The organism is Gracilibacillus kekensis (assembly GCF_900143085.1).
Classification (GTDB): Bacteria; Bacillota; Bacilli; order Bacillales; family Amphibacillaceae; genus Gracilibacillus; species Gracilibacillus kekensis.
Genome location: NZ_FRCZ01000003.1, coordinates 378,281 through 401,371, shown reverse-complemented (window position 1 = coordinate 401,371; position 23,091 = coordinate 378,281). Strand labels below are relative to the sequence as shown.

Below are 23,091 nucleotides of genomic sequence, written 5' to 3'. Positions count from 1 at the left end.
TTTATTTATACTTAAATGGGTCTGTTGAATGGTTGGAGATTTCTATTTCTATTTTTTCTGGTAGGGCGTCGATATTTTCAAGTAAATAATTTCGAACACCATCTTTCATTACTTCTTCGACATGGTGGCCAGGATCTATTAAGCAAAGTCCTGCTTGCTCAGCATCTTGCGCCTCATGAAAAGTTAAGTCCCCTGTAATATATAAATCTGCTCCAGCATTTTTAGCGACATCAATATAGCCTTTACCACTACCACCAAGAATAGCTACTTTTTGAATAATCGTTTGTGGATCGCCAACAAACCTTAAAGAAGGAATTTGAAGCTTCTCTTTCACTAATTCACAATATTTCTCAAGGCTGACCGGTTGCTTCAGTTTGCCAATTCTCCCTATGCCTTGTAGGTCACCTTTATTTGCTAAAGGAACTAAATCATAAGCCATTTCTTCATAAGGATGGGCTTTTTTTGCAGATTGTAATACATGAGAAATTTGATATTTTTTTATGATTGTTTCCAATTTATATTCTTCAACTTGTTCAATTTCCCCTTGCTCACCTATATAGGGATTGGTTCCTTCTAAAGGTTTGAAGAAACCCTCGCCTTTTGAACGAAAACTGCAATGACTATATTCTCCAATATACCCTGCTCCTGCTTCACCAATTACATTTGTTACATTTTCGATATGTGTACTAGGTACATATACAATAAATTTAAATAAGTCATCTTCAACAGTTGGTAATAACACTTTACAATTTTCAATCTCTAATTTTTCAGCTAGGAGATCGTTTACTCCGCCTTTTACTACATCTAAATTCGTATGTGCGGCATAAACTGAAATATTATGTTGAATCAGCTTTTGAATTACACGTCCTTTCGGATCACTGAAATTAATTTCTTTTAACCCTTTAAATAATAAAGGATGGTGAGCAATGATAAAATCAACTTTGTTTTCGATCGCTTCTTCCACTACAGAATCGATTACATCTAACGTAATCATCACTTTTTCTACTTTTTGATTTTTATCACCGACTTGTAAACCAACATTATCCCAGGATTCTGCTAAATCGGTTGGTACCCATTGTTCAAAAAGTTTTACGACTTGTTTAACCGTTGTCACTTGTTAAAACCTCCTCGATCCAATCTAATTGTTTCTCCAATAAATTAATCTTATCCATCGGTGGTTGAGAAGCTTGTCTCATTTGTTCTATTAATTTTAGGCGTTTATCTTTTTCATGTGCCCATTTTTGTCGAAATACTTGATTACATTCTTTTAAAAGAAAAGGACCAAATAATAATTCTTTTTCGGTAAGATTTTTCTTCTCTTTAGCTAGATCTGCTACAATAATTTCGTAAATATAGCCATCTTCATCTATAATTTCCTCGGCAAATATCTGATATTGGTTTTCCGCTAGCCATTTTCTTACAATTTGTGCATCAATATTAGGTTGCAATATTAAGCGATGGACACCTTTTAACTTCTCTTCACCTTCTTCTAATATAGAGCGAATTAATTTCCCACCCATACCTGCAATGGTCACTTGCTCTACTTCTCCGGGCTCAATTACCGCTAGACCATTTCCTTTTCTTACGTCAACTTGATCCAATAATTGATATTCTAACACCGTCTTCCTTGCCCTTTCAAAAGGTCCCTGGTTAACTTCACCTGCAATTGCTTTAGCAGATGGATGAAGTTGACATACATAACAAGGTAAATAGGCATGGTCTGAACCAATGTCAGCAAAATTTATTGGCTCTTTTAAATAATGTGCAAGTTGTTTTAAACGATTTGAAAGCATACCATTATTCCCTTCTATATGAAAAAAGCCTCCTGCATCTCGCAGAAAGCTTTCTACTTACTATTCTTGTCCTTCAACTAACCATTGAGCTAGCACTTCTGCTTCTTCATTAGTGACAAGTCCACCTTGCATTGCAGTTCCTTCGATACCATTCACAATGATATCTCGTACTTCTTTTTGACTATACTTGCTCCCCAAATTTTGAAGGCTAGGCGCACTTCCACCTTCTAAGTCACCACCGTGACAACCAATACAGCTTTGAGAGATTTCTTCTGCATCTTCTATCGTTACTTCTTCTCCACCTTCATCAGGGTTTGCTATTTTTTCTTGTTCATTTAGACCAACTACAGAAAAAATGATCATTGCTAAAATCCCAAGAACTGCAATAAGCGCAAAAGGTATAATCGGATTTCTTTTCATTTACTATTCCTCCTTCTGTTCCACATCGTGTTGGAATGAACTGTTATCCAACATATTCTATTATTATGTATAATAAAAACCATCTTTATTTTACTTCATATTGACCAATTAGAAAAGAGATTGTCCTCAAAATTCAATAAATTGACTAAAAATATTGAAAACCAACCATTATCACTAATATAATTAAAATAAAAACCCCTGCAACTTGTAAAAAAAACTGTTTTCTAAACTTTCCGAATAGTATCCAGGATAAGCTATTAATAAGTATCCAACTATATGTAATCCAGGCTATTCCAACATAATTATTTAATAACATCATTGAGGAAAATAAGAATACAACAAAAAATATCATAACAGCGAATGATTCCTGTAACGCTTTATACCGTTTAAAAACAGTTGTCATCACTAATGCTGCAGTTAATGTTAGAACGATACCAATAACTTGTATAACGATGGAATTAGTTATTTGAAATAATAACACCGGGAATAATATTAATAAGGTATCAAAAAAATAAAACAATAAATAATACGCTGTTTGTTTTTTATCATTTTTCTCCTTACTTGCGACTTCACCTTCTGTATAAAGTGCTAATAAAAAATCACAATAATGGTTCGGTAACAACTGATGATCCTTCCAGTAATGGATCTCCTGTATAATTATCTTTTTACGTCCTTCATCCATGACAACCATCTCCAAGTCTGATTCACTTTAATCCTTATATCGGATCATTTGTGAAACTTTTAAAAGAATAAAAATTTTGAATAAAACAGAAATGTTTTATTCAAATTCAAATGAACTACCCTCTCGAGAAGAAGATAGTTCATTTTCTTTCTTTTGGACTTCGAGATTATTCTAAGAAATCTTTTAAACGTTTGCTGCGACTTGGATGACGCAATTTACGTAGTGCCTTCGCTTCAATTTGGCGAATTCGTTCACGAGTAACACCAAACACCTTACCTACTTCTTCAAGTGTTCTGGTTCTACCGTCATCTAAGCCAAAACGTAAACGTAATACATTCTCTTCTCTGTCCGTCAATGTATCCAATACATCTTCTAACTGTTCTTTTAATAATTCATAGGCAGCATGATCAGAAGGAGATGTCGCTTCTTGATCTTCGATGAAATCACCTAAGTGGGAATCATCTTCTTCCCCTATTGGAGTTTCAAGTGATACAGGTTCCTGAGCGATCTTAAGAATTTCTCTAACTTTATCAGGAGTTAATTCCATATCCTTTGCAATTTCCTCAGGAGTTGGTTCACGTCCCAGATCTTGAAGTAACTGACGCTGAACCCGAATTAACTTATTAATTGTTTCTACCATATGAACTGGGATACGAATCGTTCTCGCTTGGTCTGCGATAGCTCTTGTAATTGCTTGACGTATCCACCATGTGGCATAGGTACTAAATTTAAACCCTTTACGGAAATCAAATTTTTCCACTGCTTTAATTAATCCCATGTTACCTTCTTGGATAAGATCTAAAAATAGCATACCTCGACCTACATAACGTTTCGCAATACTTACAACAAGACGAAGGTTTGCTTCTGCTAAACGTTTTTTCGAGTATTCATCGCCTTCCTCAATTTTTTTGGCTAGCTCAATCTCTTCAGAAGCTGATAATAGATCGACACGACCAATTTCCTTTAAATACATTCTCACAGGGTCATTAATTTTAATCCCTAAAGGAACACTTAAGTCATTCAAATCGAATTCTTCCTCTTTTGAAAGCTGTTGCATTGTTGGATCATTATCTGAATCGCCTATTACTTCTACACCTTGTTCACTTAGGTACTCATAAAATTCGTCCATTTGATCCGATTCTAATTCAAAAATTGACATTCTTTCTGCTACTTCCTCATATGCTAAGACACCACGCTTCTTCCCTATTTCCAATAATTGATCTTTTGCTTGATCGACAGTTAACTCTGTTTCTTTAGAACGTGATGGTTTATTTTCTGCCATGAGTGCCCCTCCTTTCAAAAACTAACTCCATTTTTCGATTGTTGTTTTATTTTTATTATTTCCATCGCCACTTTAGCAGCTTCTTTTGGATCTGTTTTTTCTAATTCTTTCATTTTATTCTCTAGTTGCGCTATTTTTGCACTATCTGTTTGCTCTGACTGAATAATATGAATGTAATCCTGAAGCTCTTTTTCGGTCATTTCCCATGAATTGTCTATCATAGATAACTCTACAACCGTTTGCTGGAGGTTTATATCGTCTAAATAAGAGATAAAACGACTTGAATCGGCTTCATTACCTTCTTCGTAAAATCCATATAAATGAGTGACAATTATTTGATGTTGTTCTATATTAAATTGAGACCCAATAGTTTCTTTCACTTTCTCCGCAATCTGAGCGTTTTGAAGCATATACGCTAATAATCGGCGTTCTGCATTTTGAAAGGCCTTAGAAAGCTGGTGTTTTTGTTTTTGAGGATATTTTTGTTGATTTCCACCATTAGTATTTCCAAACCTCTGCCTGTTATCATCATTTTTTGTAACATTTCGCATTCGAGACATTAATTCCTGTGACAATGCTTCATAGGAAAGTTTAAATTCTTCCGCCAATTCACGAAGATAGTGATCTCGTTCAATCGTACTATTTAGAATGGCTATTTCTTCTATTACTTTTTCTACATATTGCAGTCGATCTCCTTCAAGATTTAAATTAAAATCTTTTTTTAAATACCTCTTTATGAAAGTCATTTCCGTGTCTGCTGCTTCTATTACTTGAGATTGGAATTTTTCTTTTCCGTATTCTTGAATGAATTGATCAGGATCGTAATTAGGTGGTAACGATGCAACTTTTATTGTACAGCCTACTTTTCTTAGTAATTTGATAGCTTTATATGTTGCATTTTGACCAGCATTATCGCCATCGTAACAAATTAACACTGTATCTACATATCTCCTTAAAAGAGATGCATGTGTTTCCGTGAGAGATGTACCCAGTGACGCAACGCCATTCAGTACTTCAGCTTGATGTGCAGCAATTACATCTGCAGAACCTTCAAAAAGGATAACCTCTCCTTTTTTTCGAATTTCACTTCTAGCAATATCAAAATTGTAAAGCAGCTTGCTTTTTCTAAACAACGAAGATTCCGGACTATTTAGGTATTTTGGTTCTTGGTCTGATATTGTTCTGCCATTAAAACCGATTGTTTTTCCAATATGATTTCTTATAGGAAAAATTACTCTCCCTTGAAATCGATCAAAATACTCACCATCATCACTAGTTGTCAATATACCGGCATTAGCCATTACTTGTTTATGAAAACCTTTGTTTTCTAAAAATTGTGTTACAAAACCTTTAGAGGTCGGTGAATAACCTATTTGAAATCGCTCGATTACTTCATCCGAAAATCCTCTTTCGTGTAGATATGCTAATGCTTTCTTACCATCTTTAGAATGGCCCAATAAATGATGATATAATTTTGACAACCATTGATATGCTTCTAATGTGGCTTGTTCTTCACTATTAGGAGCATTCTGATTTGACTGTTTCATTTCTGGAATTGGCTGACCAGACTTTTCGGCTAAATAATGGATCGTTTGTTGAAAGTTGAACCCTTCCATTTCCATGATAAACGTAATGATATTCCCACCTTTTCCACAGCCAAAACAATGGTATATTTGCTTTTCTTGATTTACTGAAAATGATGGTGTGTTTTCTGAATGAAATGGGCAAAGTCCAAAATAATTACGACCCTGTTTCTTAAGCTGTACATATTCTCCAACTACATCAACCACATCATTTGACTGACGGATTGACTCTATCGTTTCATCCGACATTTGATTGGCCATTAACTATCACCATTTCTTTCTAACTAACACTATAAATTTTCGACATTTTTTTCAACAATGGGTATAGGTAATAGCTCTGCTCATGTATTCCTTTATATTACAACAATACCCTGTAACCCTTGTGGTATAAACACCATATACTCAAATATTTTGTCGAATAGTAAAAGAGCTCATGCATAAATATTTCTACAAAAAATTGCAAATTCCTGCTTCATTCCATTATTTTTTAAAATATTTTATTGTTTATTAATAAGTAATGTACACTTTTCTATCATTATAAACATTTTCACAAATATTAATTATAATATAGTTTCTGTTTATTTACCAATATCTTAACTTATATTATTGGTTAATTTGTTTATCACGATAATCCCAATACGGTTGATTAATCATATTCAGTATGATATTGGCAGTTTCTTCAACCGCTTTATGTGACACATCTATTACAGGACAACCTAACTGATTAATAATATCGTCAAAAAATGATAATTCTGACTCAATTCGATCAACGTTTGCGTAGATTGCTTGATCATCTAATCCGAGACTCTTTAATCGTTCTTTTCTAATACCATTCAATTTTTCAGGATTAATTCTTAACCCAATACATTTGTGTGCAGGCAAATCAAATAATGATGAGGGTGGATCTACTTCCGGAACGATTGGGACATTAGCAACTTTCAACTGTTTATGTGCTAAATATTGAGAAAGTGGTGTTTTTGATGTTCTCGAAACACCAATCAAAACGATATCTGCTTGTGCCACTCCTCTTGGATCTCGCCCATCGTCATAGCGGACAGCGAATTCTATTGCTTCCACTCTTCTAAAATAATCTTCGTCTAATTTATGAATTAGACCGGGTTCTTCCTTTGGTTTTTTTTGAAATTTTCTTTCCATTGCCTGTAACATCGGTCCAATGATATCCACACACTCTACTTGTTTATCCCTTGCTTCTTGAATAAGAAATTGTCTAAATTCTGGTCTCACTAATGTAAAGCCAATCATCGCACCTAATTGTTTTGCGTGGTAGACCGCTCCACGCAAAACTTCAATGTTCTCTACATAGGGAATTCGGTATAAATCATAGTCGTTCTCACTCATAAATTGGCTAAGAGCTGCCTTAATAACGAATTCTGCTGTTTCACCGACCGAATCAGAAACCACATAAATTATCGATTTTTCCATGAAAGTCATATCCTCCTCGGTCCATCAAGCTTGCGTTTGTTTCCATTGGACTTTGGTTAAATCTGCGTATTTTTTTACATCATCTGCAATGATTTGTAATAAAGCTAATCGATTGTCACGAATCTTTGTGTTTTTATCCATAACCATTATATGATCAAAGAAAAAATGAATAGGTTGAATGAGTGGCGATAATAAATCAATTGCTAATGCATTTTTATTTGCTAACGCTTCGTTGTAATCCTCTTTAACATCTAAATATGCCTCATATAAATTATTTTCTTCTTCTTTCACAAAAAGGGATGCATCTAACACTTCATCACCTTCTGCTTTTGAAGCTAAATTAAGGACGCGAACATAGGCTTCTTGTTTGTCTTTGAAATCAATCTTTGATCTCTTTGACTTTAATACTTTACCTTTCTCTAACATGTACGAGAAATCAGATAATGGATTGACCAATAAAGCATCGATAATATCAGCTTCAATGTATTCTTCTTTCATAATATATGCTGCACGTTGTTTAAAAAATGATTCTAATTGTTGTAATACGCTAGATTTTTCTGATGTAGGAATGTTGGTTTGTTCAAACAAAGCAAATACTTGTTGAATTAAATCCATAATATTTATACCTAATTGATTATGTTGATTGATTTGTAAAATTCCTAGTGCCTGACGTCTTAACGCATAAGGATCTTGTGAACCACTAGGAATTAATCCAACCGCAAAACAGCCAACAATGGTATCGATTTTATCAGCAATACTCACCACTGAGCCAATTATACTTTCAGGTAATTGATCTTGAGCATTTCTTGGCATGTAATGCTCTTCAATTGCTTGAGCAACTGCATCATCTTCACCAAATATTTTTGCATATTTGCGTCCCATCGTACCTTGTAATTCTGTAAACTCGTTTACCATATTTGTCACTAGATCAAATTTACTTATACTTGCTGCTCGTCTTATTTGATTCTGTGCTACTTGTGATAAACTTAATTCTTTGCCAATTATCGTAGAAATTTCAACTACTCTTTTCACCTTATCAGCAATCGTTCCAAGGTTCTCCTGAAAAACAATACGATTTAAATGTTTAAGATTACTTTCAATCGATTGTTTCTGATCCTCTTCAAAGAAAAACTGAGCATCTTGTAATCTTGCTCGTAATACTTTCTCGTTTCCTCTCGATACCGTTTCAATGTGATCTGTGGTACCGTTACGGACACCTATAAAATACGGGAGTAAATCTTCATTTTGTGACTGTACAGGAAAATAACGTTGATGCTCTTTCATCGAGGTAACTAATACTTCTTTTGGAATATGTAGAAATTCTTCACTAAAAGTACCGCTAAATACTGTTGGATATTCAACAAGGTGTGTTACCTCTTCTAATAATGTCGCATCTACAGGTATATTCCATCCCTGCTTATCTTCTATTGTGTGAATGCCATCAACAATCATTTTTTCGCGTTTTTTTGTATCTGCAATGACATATTGTTTCTCTAATAATGTTTGATAATCTGTTGGTTCCTTTATTATGAATTTCTCTCCTAAAAAACGATGTCCATAACTAATATTACTTGTCGGTACCCCCGTGATCTCAAACGGAATAACTGTTTGATCTCTTAACGCCACTAACCATTTAATCGGACGAATAAATCGAAGCGTTTGGTTTGCCCAACGCATGTTTTTTGGAAAATTCAGACTTAATATAATCTCTTTAAACTGAGGTAAAAGTTCCTTTTGTGTTTTTCCCTTTAAAAATTTATTCACAAAAACATACTCAGTTCCTTTTATCTCTTTAAGATAGATGTCCTCGACCGTTTTTCCTTGTCCTTTCGAGAAACCAATTGCTGCTTTTGTCCAATTTCCGTCTTGATCTTTGGCTATATTTACAGATGGGCCTTTTGCTTCTTCTTCCTGATCTTCCTGTTTTTCATCTAACCCTTCGATTAATACTGCAAATCTTCTTGGTGTAATAAACGTTGATAGTTTTTGATAATTTAGTCGTATCTCCTTCAACCATTCTATGGTTTTGTTCTTAAGCTGAATTTCTGTATCATTCATAAAACGAGCAGGCATTTCTTCTAAACCTACCTCAAACAAAACATTAGTTGTTTTCATGACGAGTTTCTTCTCCTTTCAACATTGGGTATCCAAGTCTTTCTCTTTCTTCTACATATAACTTAGCAATTTCTCTTGCAAGATTACGTACTCGGCCAATGTAACCGGTACGCTCTGTTACAGAGATGACACCCTTTGCGTCCAATAAGTTAAACGTATGAGAACATTTCAATACATAATCATACGCAGGAAATACTAATCCTTTCTCCATCGTTCGTTTAGCTTCTTCTTCATAAGTAGAAAATAGTTTAAACAACATTTCTGTATTTGATTCTTCAAATGTATAGGTGGAGTGCTCATATTCCGGTTGATAGAAGATATCACCAACTGTCACACCTGTTGTCCATTCTAATTCAAATACATTCTCTTTATCTTGAATATAAGAAGCTAGACGTTCAATACCATAGGTGATTTCAACTGCAACTGGTTTGGCTTCCAATCCACCGATTTGTTGGAAGTAAGTAAATTGTGTAATTTCCATACCGTCTAGCCATACTTCCCATCCAAGTCCAGCCGCACCTAAAGTTGGATTCTCCCAGTTATCTTCAACAAAACGAATGTCGTGATGTGCAGGATCAATCCCTAACTTCTCTAAAGACTCTAAGTATAATTCTTGAATGTTATCTGGCGATGGTTTCATTATGACTTGAAATTGATGATGTTGATATAACCTGTTTGGATTTTGACCATAACGACCATCAGCTGGACGTCTGGAAGGTTCTACGTAAGCCACATTCCATGGTTCTGGTCCCAAACTTCTTAATAATGTCATCGGTGACATTGTCCCTGCACCTTTTTCGACATCATAGGCTTGCATTAGAATACAGTTTTGATCAGACCAATGCTTTTGTAAAGTTAAAATCATTTCTTGAATATTCATTACTATTATCCTCCAATATAAGAATTAAGAAAACCGAGAAAGCCCATCTGGTACATTTAGTAGACAAAGATTAGTTATTGATGAGCGATTCGTGAAGTCGCCTAGTTTTTGGGTGCTCGGAGCTAGACATCTACGAATTTTTATACTTTCTTGCCTTATCAAAAATAGAAAACCCGTCCCTATGCCTTATCACTTTGATAAAGCATAGGGACGGGTTTTCTCCCGCGGTTCCACCCTATTTGTCATCAGTTACAAGATGACCACTTTCATTCACGTAATTGCTCTGGAGCGCCTTCCTAATTTCTTACTTGCTCAGCTTACACCTACCTGAACTCGCTTGAAAGCAGTTAAATTAGTACTATTCTCCTTCAGTGCAATCTATATTTGTTTCATTTCTAAATAATACGAGACATCACGTCTGTTGTCAATTAAAAGTTATCATTTAATTGATTCATTTGTTTTAAAAAACGCTTTGATTTTAAATAATAACCTCCATGTTCTTCATAGTATTGATCCATGATTCGTTGAATGATGACTTTATTTTCTGACTTTACAGAAATATTACCAATTTGCTCCACTTCAACCCAGGCAAATATCGCCATTAATTTTGCTACTTTTTCCGGAACAGTTATTTTATTCTCATCTTTAGTTAAACAGTTTCTGCATAACATACCACCATTCGCAATCGAAAAAGCTTTAAGATCCTGTTTGTTACCACAGGAAACGCATTGTGTTACAACTGGAGCAAAACCTGCTTCTTTATACATTTTCCATTCATAAATCATAGATAAAATCTCTGCATCTTTATCATCATTTATCAGTTCTACTGTATGTACTAATTGTTTGTAGATAAACGGATTATATTTTTTCTGATCAATAAGCTTGTCTGTTAATTCTGCTAAATAACTCGTATACGCAGTTTTAAAAATATCTTCTCTTATTTTACGAAATGAGGTTAATACTTCCCCCTGTTGAATAGTAGCTAAGCTGGAACCAGGTTGGATTAAAAAAGAACCATGAATAAATGGCTGCGTAATAGCAGCCATTCTACTTTTTGTCTTTTTGGCACCTCTAGCGATTGCCCCTATCTTTCCCAGGGTAGGTGTTAATAGTGTCACGATTTTATGTGTTTCACCATAATCCTGTGTTCTGAGAATGAAGCCCTCTACTTTTTCAAACACAAGCTTCACCGTTTCCTTTCAACTTTTAAAATTTGTATCCTCGATTAAACGATCCTCTATATCATCTTCTTGTACTACTTCTTCACCAATTTCCATTTGTTTCATCCATAAGTATGCTTCAATATTACCTGTCTGACTAAATATTTTCCATGGTACATCGATCACAATAAACCTCACCTTTCCTTGTGGTAATCTTTCATTGTGTTCACTATTAGATTTACCGGAAATCTAATTTCAATTAGTAAAAATATTTACCATGTATCAAAACAACTTGAAGGTAAAACTCTCGTACACAAAGACATACTTAACTAACTTTTAATATTCATCCTGTTTAAAACCAAATTCTTGTAATTGATGGGGTTTATTTCTCCAATTTTCTTGTACTTTTACCCACAATTCTAAATATACTTTTGAGCCCAGTAAACGTTCGATATCAATTCTGGCTCTTTTCCCAATATCTTTCAGCATTTGTCCTTGTTTGCCAATAATGATACCTTTTTGGGATTTTCGTTCAATTACAATCGATGCTTGGACTAAAACTTTTTCGTCTTCACTTCGATTATCAATTTTGTCAATAACAACTGCAACAGAGTGAGGTACCTCTTCTCTTGTTAAATGTAACACTTTTTCCCGTATAAGTTCACTTATAATAAAACGTTCCGGATGATCTGTGACTTGATCTTCTGGATAATATTGCGGCCCTTCTGGTAAATGTGCGGTAAATACATCCATCAAATGATTGACATTATTACCTTCGAGAGCAGATATTGGGATAATCTCCTCAAAAGGATACTTATCTTTATATTTCTCAATGAGCGGCAATAATTGATCAGGATGAACGAGGTCAATTTTATTGATGACTAAAAAAACCGGTTTTTTTATCGATTGTAATCGATCCATAATGTATTGATCACCAAGACCATATCCTTCATCTGCATTAATCATAAACATAATAGCATCGACTTCATTTAAAGCGTTTTCTGCTATCTTCACCATAAAGTCGCCTAATTTATGTTTTGGTTTATGGATACCAGGTGTATCAATAAATACTATCTGTTTCTGATCATCCGTATAAACACCTTGAATTTTATTTCTTGTTGTCTGAGCTTTATCACTCATTATTGCGATTTTCTGTCCAATTACATGGTTCATAAAAGTCGATTTTCCTACGTTAGGTCGTCCAATAATTGCTACAAATCCTGATTTATAATTGTTATTCATAACTTATCCTCCGCTATATATCCTGATGCTTTCTATAAATAATAATACTATATATTCATCAATATTTCATATATTCGACAAAACTAGTGGTAATCTTTAATAAAGTGAGACTACGATCAGTGCGTTGTGAATCCTGTTTGATGTTTCTTTCCTTTGCTCACAGTTTTGGTAACAAAATTAAACACGCGATCACAATTGCTATCAAAGCTGTTATAAATACAGCACCGGCAGCAATATCTTTTGCAATACCAATTGCTTGATTATGTCTCGGCTCAAGATGGTTCAACGCTCTTTCCAATGCTGTATTCATCATTTCCATACTTATTACAGCCCCAATAGAAAGAGATATGATCGCCCATTCGACATTGCTTAAAGGTAACAATAGACCTAAGATACATACTATCAGTGCGGCTATAAAATGTATTTTAATATTACGTTCCGTTCTAATAGCCTCTTTTAATCCATTGAGTGCATAACGCAAACCAAAGTGAAGTTTATTTTTCCCGCGATAATCCGAAGCCATTTAAGATCTCCTCTTGTCTTAAAAACATTTTTTTCTCCTCTTCACTTTCCATATGGTCATATCCTAATAAATGCAAGAAACCATGTAAAGCTAGAAATCCTAATTCTCTTGAAAATGAATGGTTGTATTCATTTGCTTGTTCTTCCGCTTTATTAACGGAAATAATAATATCTCCAAGCATTATTGGTATGTCTGCCCCTACTATTGTTTCGACTCCTTCTTCTAAAGCAAATGATAAAACATCTGTCGGTCGATCGATATTTCGATACTGCTGATTTAATTCTTTTATGACATCATTATTTACAAAAGTGATGGAAATTTCAGCATTACGTGAAATTGATTCTTGTTCTGCAGCATATGACAATAGATCTTCGATTAACTTCATGTGGTCTGTCGATACTTTTTTTGTTTCGTCGGAAAAATCCATTTCCATTTTTATCTCGCCTCTTTCATGTTAGTTTCTTTTGGATATTGAATACGTGAATGGTAAATTCCTTTTAATGTTTCACATATGACCAATTTCATTTGTTCTAATTGTTTAAACGTTAACGTGCTTTCATTCAATTGTCCATCTAATAAGCGGTCCTCAAAAATAGATGATACAATTTTTTCAATTTCTGCTTGGTTAGGATTTGCCAGAGAGCGAACTGCTGCTTCAATTGAATCACATAACGAAACGACTGCCGCTTCTTTTGAACTAGGTTTTGGTCCATCATATCGGAAGTCATCTTCCAGTACTTTTTCATTACGTTCTTTTGCTTTAAAATAAAAATATTTCAATAAAGTAGTTCCATGATGTTGAATAGAGATATCAATAATTTCTTTAGGCAGTTTTGCTTTTTTTAATAACTTAGCACTATCTGAAGGGTGTTGTAAAATAATTTCAGCACTTTGATATGGATCAAGATAATCGTGTGGATTCTTCATCCCCATTTGATTTTCAATAAAGTAGTGCGGTCTTACCGTCTTTCCTAAATCGTGATAATAGGCAGCAACTCTTGCTAACAGGCCATTAGCGCCAATCGCCTCACAAGAAGCTTCACTTAAATTGGCTACCATTATACTATGATGATATGTTCCTGGAGCTTCGATTAACAATTTTCGTAACAAAGGTTGATTCGGACTGGATAAGGCTAACAGTTTTGTATCAGAAAGGATGCCAAGTCCTGTTTCAAACAATGGCAACATTCCCATAGTTAATACAGTAGCGATAATTGCAGACGTAAAACCATAGCCACTAAACATTAAATAGTCCAACCATGAATAATTTTCGAAGGAAAGGAATAGAAATAAACAGATCGTAGCCATATTGATAATTGCTGTTCCTAACCCACTCTTGGTGATGGTACTTTTATCTTTCACACTCGATAAAAAGAAAATGCTAGCTAATTGTGAGAAAATGATAAATATTCCTGCCTCCATATTTAACAGTCCAGGTATGTTAGCATTGAAAATAACACTTCCTATAATTCCGTAAAAAAGTGACAAAACGATAGCAATTCTCTCGTTTACCAAAATCTTTAATAACATCGAGACTGCTGCTATTGGTGTTACTAAATATAAGGGATTGATGTTTGTTGTATACAGACTTACTACTTTCATTAATATGACTGTAAATATACTCAGAACACAAATTGCGATCAATTTACGGAAATGAAAATCCGTCTGTTGAACATGGTGTTGCAGTTCGAAGAATAAAAATAAGCCGATTAAACTGACTAGAATCAACAAACCGATCATTGGATAAAGATTTCGTTCTTCATTTAACAGCCCTGCAATTTCTAATTCTTCATAGATCTCATTGGTAATTAATTGGCCTTCCTCAACGATTACTTCACCAGCTCTGATCATTACTGATTCTACACTGTTACGTGCTTGCTGTTGTGCTTCATTTGTTTGATCTGCTGAAAAAAAAGCATTTGGTTTTATACTAAACGAAATTAAAGGATGAAGAGATTGTACAAAAGAATAATCCAACGTAGAATATGTTAATTTTTGTTTAGCTGTCTTAATAGCCTGATCTACTTCTTCAACTTTGATTCCATTATGAAAAGCATCATAAAGCGCTGTGGTAATTAGTTCTTTTGCTAACACTCTCTCTTCTTTTGTTGCTTGGAATAGGGCTATAAATGTATCATTATTTACCGCTAACATGATATCCTCGTGAACAATCTCTTCTAAATAACCAACTTTATCTCCAGTTGTAACTAATTTTTCTTCTTCCAATTCTTGTTCTAGTTGACCCGTTTCGATTTTTTCGATTGCTTCGAAAATTTCATTTATATATGTAATCTGCTCTTCAGTGACTTGTTCTGATATTTCAAAATGATCTTCTACTGATTGGACAACATTTCGAATCCTACGTTCTGTTTCTTTTGTGTTCTCAATTGTAATGGGGGAACGGATAGTTTCTTTTGCTGCTGAAAATTTCTCTATATCATATGTTTCGGTATGCACATTTTGATAACTAAACAATAAAAAAACGGACATTACGACGACACAGGCAGTTATCAGTTGAATTTTTATATTAGTAAAGAAAAAACCTAGTTTTGGCATGGACCATTTGTTATTATTTCTCATTATTCCCCCACCCTTCATTAATTAATTCTTCTATTCGAAGAAAACTTGGCTGAATGCCAAGTTTTCGAGTATTTCCTGATGGCTATTTAATTGTCATATGCTTCAATTATTTTTTGAACAATTGGGTGTCTTACCACATCGGATTGAGATAGGTACACAACACCAATACCTTTCATATCTGCCAGCTTTTCTTTTGCTTCTGTTAAACCTGATTTAACTCCATTTGGTAAATCAATCTGTGTGATATCACCTGTAATAACCATTTTCGATCCAAAACCTAACCGAGTCAAAAACATCTTCATTTGTGCATTTGTCGTGTTTTGAGCTTCATCCAAAATAACAAATGCATCATCTAATGTGCGCCCTCGCATATATGCTAATGGCGCAATTTCAATCGTTCCTCTTTCAATTAATCGCACCGTATGTTCTGTTCCCAAAACGTCGTGCAAGGCATCATATAAGGGCCGTAGATAGGGGTCTACTTTTTCTTTTAAGTCCCCAGGAAGAAAACCTAAACTTTCTCCGGCTTCAACGGCTGGTCTCGTTAGAATGATTCGCTTTACTATACCTTTTTTTAAAGCATGTACGGCCATTACAACTGCTAGATATGTTTTACCTGTGCCGGCAGGACCTATTCCGAACACTAAGTCATTCTGTTTCATTGTTTGTAAATAATGACGCTGACCTAACGTTTTAACACGTATCGATTTCCCATTTGCATTCTTTGTAATCTCATCTTCAAATAATGCTTCCAACTGATTGATCTTTCCTTTTATAGCCAGATCAACTGCATAAATTACATCTCTTTCTGTAATTGTTATTCCTTTTCGAATGATAGCCAGTAAACCATTTAATACTTCCTCGATTACGGTCACATCTGACTTACTTCCAGATACACTTATCTGTTCTCCACGTGACGTAATCGACACTTGTAATTGTTCTTCTAATTGCTTTAAGTGACGATCTTCTGTACCGAAAAGGCTTAGAGCTTCATTCGGATTCTCTAAATGTAAATCAATCATTTTCAATTCGTCTGTCATATTCAATCTCCTTGACTAATAGGTTGTTTCTTTGCAATATTTTCTAATACAGTATAATACAAGGTTAATTTTACTTTACCACTCTCTACCCGTTCGTGCAAAACTTTTTCTTCTGTAATTTCTGCATCAAGGGGCAATTGTCTTAATAATTCTCGTTTCGCTTGTTCTAATGCTAGTGTTTTTGCTTCTTGTTTCTCCATCTTTTTCTCCATAACCTCGGACTGGTAAATGGTTTGTTTTATATAACTAATTGGTAATTTCCATTTAAGAAAGTAGAAGTTTTTTTCTTCTGTTTCCATCTGATAATTAGTATAATCAGGATTCATGAAATTCCAAAACGGGATAAGGAAACTTGAAAAATGAAGATAATGTTTGGTTTCTGCTTGTCCGTTTAATACATGATAATTATTCGTTAAAGGGATTGATACTTCACTTTTGTACCATACTTTTGCTATGACTTCCCCTTCTGCTGCTAGAGGTTTTGCTTTATTTCCTTCATCCTCTTCCTCCTGTTGCTCTAAGTATGCCGATACTAAAATATCATCTTTGTAAACAACATCATTTGGACGCACTAAGGGTTGTCCCTTTGAAACAAACAGGTCAACTATAACCCCTTCTTTCGCTGCTATTAAATGACCCACTTCGGCTTCTTCAGGTTTTTCAACAGTTGTTTTTTCTACACCTTCTAGATGAAAAGCAGAACCATTCTTTTTGACTCCCACCCACAATAACTCCGGAATATCTTCTAATAACTTTTTTTGTAGTATTGCTGGTGAATCTATATTCCATTGAAAGCTACCTTTTTCTAAACCATACTCTTCCATTTGTAATAACACTTTATTTTCAATTTCCTCGTCCAATCCTGAAACATCTATACGCCAAACAATATTGGACAAAATAAAGATAATAGCGAATGCTATCATGCATCCTATGATGAGAGGCTTTTGTGAGCCTAACGAATCTATCAAAAAAGGTAGGCCAGTCCTCTCTTTAAAATACACCTTATAAATACTTCTTTTTTTAATTCGTCTTAGTTTAGACAAATCGGATAATTTTATTTTACCAATTGCTGCGGTAGTATTTTTTTTGGACACATCCCAGGAGGGGATACCGTATCTTGCACACATGTCGAAAAAATGTTCAGGGTATTGTCCTCTAATTTCGATAGTGATATATCCTTTTAGCCAATTTTTTTTATAAAAAAACATGGTCCTTCCCCTCCGATTTACCTTTACTCATTCATCTTCAAACTTGACATCTTTAATAGTTCCTTCTAATAAAATATCTTTATCAATCATCATTTTCAGAACAAAACCTTCCCCGTTAATTCGCACATTACCTTGATGTATTTTTAATAATAGTTCAGTTTCAGAAAATACAATGAGACCTTGATGATTCTCTATGTACGCATGGATCGATCCAATCATTGTAATCCTTGGTAACTCTAACGTAACTTCAGAAGGCAAATCAAATGTATTAGTAAAAACTGTCTTTAATGTCTCTCTCATTTTTTTCACTAAGCATATGCCTCCCTTCAAGTTTATTGTATGAAAATAAGAGAAAATAAGAACAAATTATCGCAAAACACGTGATAGAATAGTATCAATGTAACGTTAAAAAAATAATCACAATCGAAATCATTTGAAAGATTATACGGCAATATAACTCTGATATCCATTTTGAAATAATACATGTGCGTAAAAACCGCTCCGGCTTGCCCACTTCCCTTTCCGTGGGGTTTTCCCTTCAGCTAACTTTTCCAAGCAAAAACCGCATGGAAAAGTCGATCTTCAGGGAAAACGATCCCTCAGGAGTGGAAGTGGCCGCCTACGCTTAGTGCGTATCTACAACTATTGCAAATGCTAATAATTTTGATTGTTACAATTAGACAATAAAACAGCTTATATTGATAAGAATGATTAATCTAATGATAAATTGATAGGAAATAGTTATTACGCCAACAGCATTATTCTTGCTTCAGTTGCAGAGTGTAAATAAGCGCAGGTGTCCGCTTCCACTCCTGCGGGAAGTTTTTTTTATCCGCGGATCCACTTTTTAAGCGAACTGCTTAAAAGTTAGCTGAGGAGAAAATGGCGTGGAAAGTGAAGCGGACAAGCCAGAGCGAGTGCAATGTACAATATAAAGTCTCATAATTACTACGAAAAAAGAGTGTGTCAACAAAAGTTTTACTTTTGGACACACTCTTTCATTTTTGTTTTATTTGCGATAACTTTTTCGTTTTTGATAGGCTCTGGGTGGACCTAGTACTTCAGCCATAATAATACCTTGAGCAATCCCTTTTTGCGTTAAATTATTTTTAACGGATAGTGAAATGTCGTCATTATTATTCTTTCGATAAGCTCTAGGTTCTGGTCCATCTTTAATTGCATCGTGAATTCCCATTTCCTGACCCTTAGTTTGATCACGAATCGTTTCAGCACGCTGAATTTTTTCTTGCAACTTTTCCATTTGCTTCTCTTTTTGTTGTGAAAAAGTTGGCTGATTAGAATCTGACATCGTCTCCATTGTTTGATAAGATGGAGCCTGAGTCGGTTCTGGCTGTCTTGTTTCAGTGACTGGCGTATTTTGTTGTCTAGGTTTTTGAGACTGTTGTTGCTTATTTTCTTCTTCTTTCGATTTAGAAAGGCCAAACAACCAAAAGACAACAGCTAGAATTGGTACGATAAAACTAAACAATTCATCCATCTATATCTCCCTCTCTAACGTATAACTAAGAAAAGCGTAGAGTGCCGGTTTCGAAACGTAGCGACTGGAGCGAATCAACTGAGATAAAGGAATCACGGTGAGTTTACGAACCGATGATGACTTATCGTAGGGTGAGTCGTGAAGTCGCATAGTTTCTGGGTGCTCGGAGCTAGACATCTGCGCAATCTCGCTTTCTTGTATAACGAAAAAATACGTTAATAGGATTTCTTACTTATTAAAGTCGTCTTCATCATTATCTGTATCTGTTAGTTTACCAATAGAATCACGCATATCAGTATCGGCATCAATATTTTTGTAATTCATATAATCCATAACACCCATTTTGCCAGAGCGTAAAGCTTCTGCCAATGCTTGTGGAACTTCCGCCTCTGCTTCAACAACTTTTGCACGCATTTCCTGAACTTTTGCAACCATTTCTTGTTCTTGAGCAACTGCCATCGCACGACGCTCTTCTGCTTTTGCTTGGGCAATATTTTTATCTGCTTCAGCTTGATCTGTTTGCAGAATCGCACCGATGTTTTTACCGATATCCACATCAGCAATATCGATGGACAGGATTTCAAACGCGGTACCAGCGTCTAAACCACGATCTAAAACATTATGAGAGATAGAGTCTGGATTCTCCAAAACTTCTGTATGGGCTTTAGCACTACCAATTGTACTAACAACACCTTCACCGACACGAGCAATGATGGTTTCTTCACCAGCACCACCGACTAAGCGATCGATGTTTGCTCTTACAGTAATACGTGCTTTCGCTTTTACTTCAATACCATCCATTGAAATACCTGCGATAAAAGGTGTTTCGATTACTTTCGGATTAACACTCATTTGCACAGCTTCTAGTACGTCACGTCCTGCTAAGTCAATGGCAGCGCAACGTTCAAAACTTAACTCTATGTTAGCTCTTTGTGCAGCTATTAACGCATTTACTACTCGATCAACATTACCACCTGCTAAAAAGTGACTCTCTAATTGATTGGTATTAACGTCTAATCCCGCTTTATGTGCTTTGATTAATGGATTAATAACACGAGATGGGACAACCCTTCTTAAACGCATCCCTACTAAGGTAAAAATACTAACTCTTACACCTGCTGCTAATGCACTAATCCAAAGCATAACAGGGATAAATGTAAAGAGTATAGCAACTGCAATGACAATCAAACCAATAATGATAATTGGAAAAATTACTTCTAATTCTTGTGACATGTTTTTTTCCTCCTAATATATAAAATTAAACCTTTCTAACTACTATACGTGAACCTTCGACTTTTACTATCTTAATCGCTGTGTTTACGTTAATAAATGCTCCTTCTGTCACCACATCCAGTCTTTCTTCTGAAAATTCTGCGGTACCGGCTGGTCTTAATGGCGTAACAGATATCCCTTCTTGGCCAATTAAGTCTGGTCGATTCACGGAAGACACATAGCCTTGCTCAGTGCTTGTGGAGTCTTGCAAAATCATGTGTCGGAGAACTCCTTTTTCCAATCCAATTGTTTTGAACAGAATAACGGCTACTACAATACTGGAAACTAGTGCGATAGTAATACTTAAAGCCATGTGACCGACATCATCCGTTGACATAAATAACGCCGCAACTATCGCACCTAATCCAATGAAGCCAAGTATACCACCTGGAGCAAATATTTCGATAATAATTAAAACAATTCCCAGTACTAATAATACAATCGTTTCATAACCAGCAAGTCCAGCTACAATATGTCCATAAAAATATAAGACTAACGAAATCAAACCTACTGATCCTGGTATCCCAAATCCCGGTGAGTATAGTTCTACGATCAATCCGATGCTTGCCAGAGATAACAAAATTGGCACAACAACAGGGTTTGTCAAAAATCTAGCTAACCCCTCTGCTGCTGTCGTTTCCGTTTCTACTATTTCGGCTTGTGATAAAGAAAGTTGATTTAATAAATCAGTTCGATGATTTACAATTCCATTCGCATATTCAACGTCTACTGCGTAATTAGCGTCTAATGTCAGAAACTCACCTTCAGGCGCACCGTATTCAGGTAAGTCTATTTCGGTGTTCGCCATCGCCTCCGCATATAACGGATCCCTTCCTTTAGAAGCTGCTGCACCTCTCATACTCGCTATCCATGCTGATTGTGCTTTTTTATCTGCCGCATTCCCATCTGAGGTAATAACTCCACTTGCTCCCATACTTGCTTGAGGTTTCATATAAATATTATCAGTATTTAGTGCTATATAGGAGCCTGCGGACAATGCCTTAACGGTGATATATGAAGTGGTTTCGATTTCTAAATCTTGAAGAATTTCACCAATGTTTTCTGCAGCATCTACACGTCCGCCTGGTGTATTAATCTCGAATATAATGTGGTCCGCGTTAGCTTCTGTGGCTTCTGTGGTTGTTCTTTCCAGAAATGCTTCTAATCCACGTTCCACAGTATTTTCGATAGGTATCACATATACTATTTTACCTTCTCCATTTTCTTCGGCTTTCACTTGATTAAAGTCTAGATTAAGAATTAATAAAAAAAGTGAAATAGATAACAAGATCCACTTGACGAAATTTTTCAATCCATGACCTCCCTCCCTGTTTAATATTTATTAATAGTATTACGAAAATTATGTAGTAAAGGTTTCATTTTTCGTTACTTAATTACTAGTGTCAACGCATACAGTTTATCACAAATAGACTATAAAGGGAAAGCCCAAACAGAGCGAAACAAAAAGACCCTCAGCTAAAATGAATAGCTAAGAGCCTTTTGTTGAATGAGATCATTTATATTCGTTCTATGATAAGTTCTTTTGAACCAATTGATTCACTCGTGAACCTTCTGCTTTACCTTTTACTTTAGGCATCAGAGCGCTCATTACTTTTCCCATATCTTTTTTCGATTGAGCTTGAACTTCCTCGATCGTCTGTACAACTATTTGTTCTAATTCTTCATCAGATAATTGTTCAGGCATATAAGCTTGTATTATTTTAATTTCATCTTCTAATTGGCTTACAAGATCTTCGCGTCCAGCTTCTTTAAATTCGTGGAGGGAATCTTTTCTTTGTTTTAGCTCTCTAGCTAAAACCGTTAATTCTTCTTCTTCAGACAATGCATCTTTCTTTGTTTTAATGGCTTCATTTTGCATCGATGCTTTGACCATACGGATTACACCTAATTTTACTTTATCTTTGTTCTTCATCGCTTGCTTCATATCTTGGTTCAAAAGTTCAACGATTGCCATTAGTACATTACACCCTCTTTAAAATTTACGCTTTCTAGCTGCCTCCGATTTTTTCTTACGGCGAACACTAGGTTTTTCATAAAATTCACGCTTACGATATTCAGATAATGTACCAGATTTTGATACACTACGCTTAAAGCGACGAAGAGCATCTTCAAGTGACTCGTTTTTACGAACGCGAGTTGTGTTAGACATGCAATTTCCCTCCCTCCGAAGCATACAAAAAAATTAATCAGACATATACATACATATGTCTCTTTGCAATTATAATATACCGGCCAATATAGGTCAACCGTTTTAGTAATAAATTTAATGTACATAAGTAAGATATATCTATTAGTCACAGAGGTCTATTTAAACTCACCTAAGTACAGGTAAGTGTAAAATCTGAAGCT

The 23,091-nt window shown here is 35.1% G+C and carries 23 protein-coding genes and 1 other annotated feature; all 23 genes read right to left on the bottom strand.

Annotated elements, in window-relative coordinates; all coding sequences use genetic code 11:
- Position 1: 1 nt before the first annotated feature.
- The 23 genes from BUC25_RS09770 to rpsU all read right to left on the bottom strand — a co-directional run bounded on the left by BUC25_RS09770 (position 2) and on the right by rpsU (position 22,891).
- On the bottom strand, positions 2-1,114 hold the full coding sequence (locus BUC25_RS09770) for a Nif3-like dinuclear metal center hexameric protein (RefSeq protein WP_073201676.1): 1,113 nt from the start codon (positions 1,112-1,114) through the stop codon (positions 2-4).
- Positions 1,101-1,793 carry a tRNA (adenine(22)-N(1))-methyltransferase gene (locus BUC25_RS09765; protein WP_073201675.1) on the bottom strand — a complete coding sequence of 231 codons (693 nt, stop codon included), beginning with the start codon at positions 1,791-1,793 and terminating at the stop codon, positions 1,101-1,103. The genes BUC25_RS09770 and BUC25_RS09765 overlap by 14 nt, the downstream gene beginning before the upstream one ends.
- Before the next feature lie 60 nt (positions 1,794-1,853).
- The gene (gene cccA, locus BUC25_RS09760) at positions 1,854-2,213 is read right to left on the bottom strand and encodes a cytochrome c550 (RefSeq protein ID WP_073201674.1); all 360 of its coding nucleotides are present in this window, start codon (positions 2,211-2,213) and stop codon (positions 1,854-1,856) included.
- Between the two features lie 145 nt (positions 2,214-2,358).
- On the bottom strand, positions 2,359-2,895 hold the full coding sequence (locus BUC25_RS09755) for a hypothetical protein (RefSeq protein WP_073201673.1): 537 nt from the start codon (positions 2,893-2,895) through the stop codon (positions 2,359-2,361).
- A gap of 166 nt (positions 2,896-3,061) precedes the next feature.
- Positions 3,062-4,177, bottom strand: coding sequence for an RNA polymerase sigma factor RpoD (gene rpoD, locus BUC25_RS09750; protein WP_073201672.1), 1,116 nt, complete (start codon positions 4,175-4,177; stop codon positions 3,062-3,064).
- Positions 4,178-4,191: 14 nt separating this feature from the next.
- Positions 4,192-6,021, bottom strand: coding sequence for a DNA primase (dnaG, locus tag BUC25_RS09745; RefSeq protein WP_073201671.1), 1,830 nt, complete (start codon positions 6,019-6,021; stop codon positions 4,192-4,194).
- Positions 6,022-6,363: 342 nt separating this feature from the next.
- Complete coding sequence (locus BUC25_RS09740; protein WP_073201670.1) at positions 6,364-7,203, bottom strand: pyruvate, water dikinase regulatory protein; 840 nt, start codon at positions 7,201-7,203, stop codon at positions 6,364-6,366.
- A gap of 24 nt (positions 7,204-7,227) precedes the next feature.
- Positions 7,228-9,318, bottom strand: a complete 2,091-nt coding sequence (gene glyS, locus BUC25_RS09735; protein WP_073201669.1) for a glycine--tRNA ligase subunit beta — start codon at positions 9,316-9,318, stop codon at positions 7,228-7,230.
- Positions 9,305-10,198 carry a glycine--tRNA ligase subunit alpha gene (gene glyQ, locus BUC25_RS09730; RefSeq protein ID WP_073201668.1) on the bottom strand — a complete coding sequence of 298 codons (894 nt, stop codon included), beginning with the start codon at positions 10,196-10,198 and terminating at the stop codon, positions 9,305-9,307. The genes glyS and glyQ overlap by 14 nt, the downstream gene beginning before the upstream one ends.
- Before the next feature lie 203 nt (positions 10,199-10,401).
- Positions 10,402-10,579, bottom strand: a binding site (T-box leader).
- Positions 10,580-10,626: 47 nt separating this feature from the next.
- Positions 10,627-11,379, bottom strand: coding sequence for a DNA repair protein RecO (recO, locus tag BUC25_RS09725; RefSeq protein WP_073201667.1), 753 nt, complete (start codon positions 11,377-11,379; stop codon positions 10,627-10,629).
- Positions 11,380-11,397: 18 nt separating this feature from the next.
- Positions 11,398-11,544, bottom strand: a complete 147-nt coding sequence (locus BUC25_RS09720) for a YqzL family protein (protein WP_073201666.1) — start codon at positions 11,542-11,544, stop codon at positions 11,398-11,400.
- Positions 11,545-11,694: 150 nt separating this feature from the next.
- The gene (gene era / locus BUC25_RS09715) at positions 11,695-12,600 is read right to left on the bottom strand and encodes a GTPase Era (protein WP_073201665.1); all 906 of its coding nucleotides are present in this window, start codon (positions 12,598-12,600) and stop codon (positions 11,695-11,697) included.
- Positions 12,601-12,757: 157 nt separating this feature from the next.
- Positions 12,758-13,123: a diacylglycerol kinase family protein gene (locus tag BUC25_RS09710; protein WP_073201664.1), complete on the bottom strand. Its 366-nt coding sequence runs from the start codon at positions 13,121-13,123 to the stop codon at positions 12,758-12,760.
- The gene (gene ybeY / locus BUC25_RS09705; protein WP_073201663.1) at positions 13,095-13,556 is read right to left on the bottom strand and encodes an rRNA maturation RNase YbeY; all 462 of its coding nucleotides are present in this window, start codon (positions 13,554-13,556) and stop codon (positions 13,095-13,097) included. The genes BUC25_RS09710 and ybeY overlap by 29 nt, the downstream gene beginning before the upstream one ends.
- A gap of 2 nt (positions 13,557-13,558) precedes the next feature.
- Positions 13,559-15,703: an HD family phosphohydrolase gene (locus BUC25_RS09700; RefSeq protein WP_084543434.1), complete on the bottom strand. Its 2,145-nt coding sequence runs from the start codon at positions 15,701-15,703 to the stop codon at positions 13,559-13,561.
- Positions 15,704-15,789: 86 nt separating this feature from the next.
- Positions 15,790-16,743: a PhoH family protein gene (locus BUC25_RS09695; protein ID WP_073201662.1), complete on the bottom strand. Its 954-nt coding sequence runs from the start codon at positions 16,741-16,743 to the stop codon at positions 15,790-15,792.
- A gap of 2 nt (positions 16,744-16,745) precedes the next feature.
- A complete protein-coding gene (gene yqfD / locus BUC25_RS09690) occupies positions 16,746-17,951 on the bottom strand; it encodes a sporulation protein YqfD (RefSeq protein ID WP_073201661.1) in 1,206 nt (401 codons plus the stop codon).
- A 27-nt stretch (positions 17,952-17,978) separates the two neighbouring features.
- Complete coding sequence (gene yqfC / locus BUC25_RS09685) at positions 17,979-18,251, bottom strand: sporulation protein YqfC (protein WP_073201775.1); 273 nt, start codon at positions 18,249-18,251, stop codon at positions 17,979-17,981.
- 709 nt (positions 18,252-18,960) lie between these two features.
- Entirely contained in the window at positions 18,961-19,449 is a 489-nt protein-coding gene (locus BUC25_RS09680) for a hypothetical protein (protein WP_073201660.1), read from the bottom strand.
- Positions 19,450-19,677: 228 nt separating this feature from the next.
- Complete coding sequence (gene floA / locus BUC25_RS09675; protein WP_073201659.1) at positions 19,678-20,682, bottom strand: flotillin-like protein FloA; 1,005 nt, start codon at positions 20,680-20,682, stop codon at positions 19,678-19,680.
- A gap of 25 nt (positions 20,683-20,707) precedes the next feature.
- Positions 20,708-22,033 (bottom strand): NfeD family protein, encoded by a 1,326-nt coding sequence (locus BUC25_RS09670; protein WP_073201658.1) that lies wholly within the window; start codon positions 22,031-22,033, stop codon positions 20,708-20,710.
- Between the two features lie 216 nt (positions 22,034-22,249).
- On the bottom strand, positions 22,250-22,696 hold the full coding sequence (locus BUC25_RS09665) for a GatB/YqeY domain-containing protein (RefSeq protein WP_073201657.1): 447 nt from the start codon (positions 22,694-22,696) through the stop codon (positions 22,250-22,252).
- An 18-nt stretch (positions 22,697-22,714) separates the two neighbouring features.
- On the bottom strand, positions 22,715-22,891 hold the full coding sequence (rpsU, locus tag BUC25_RS09660) for a 30S ribosomal protein S21 (RefSeq protein ID WP_018931586.1): 177 nt from the start codon (positions 22,889-22,891) through the stop codon (positions 22,715-22,717).
- Positions 22,892-23,091: the final 200 nt, after the last annotated feature.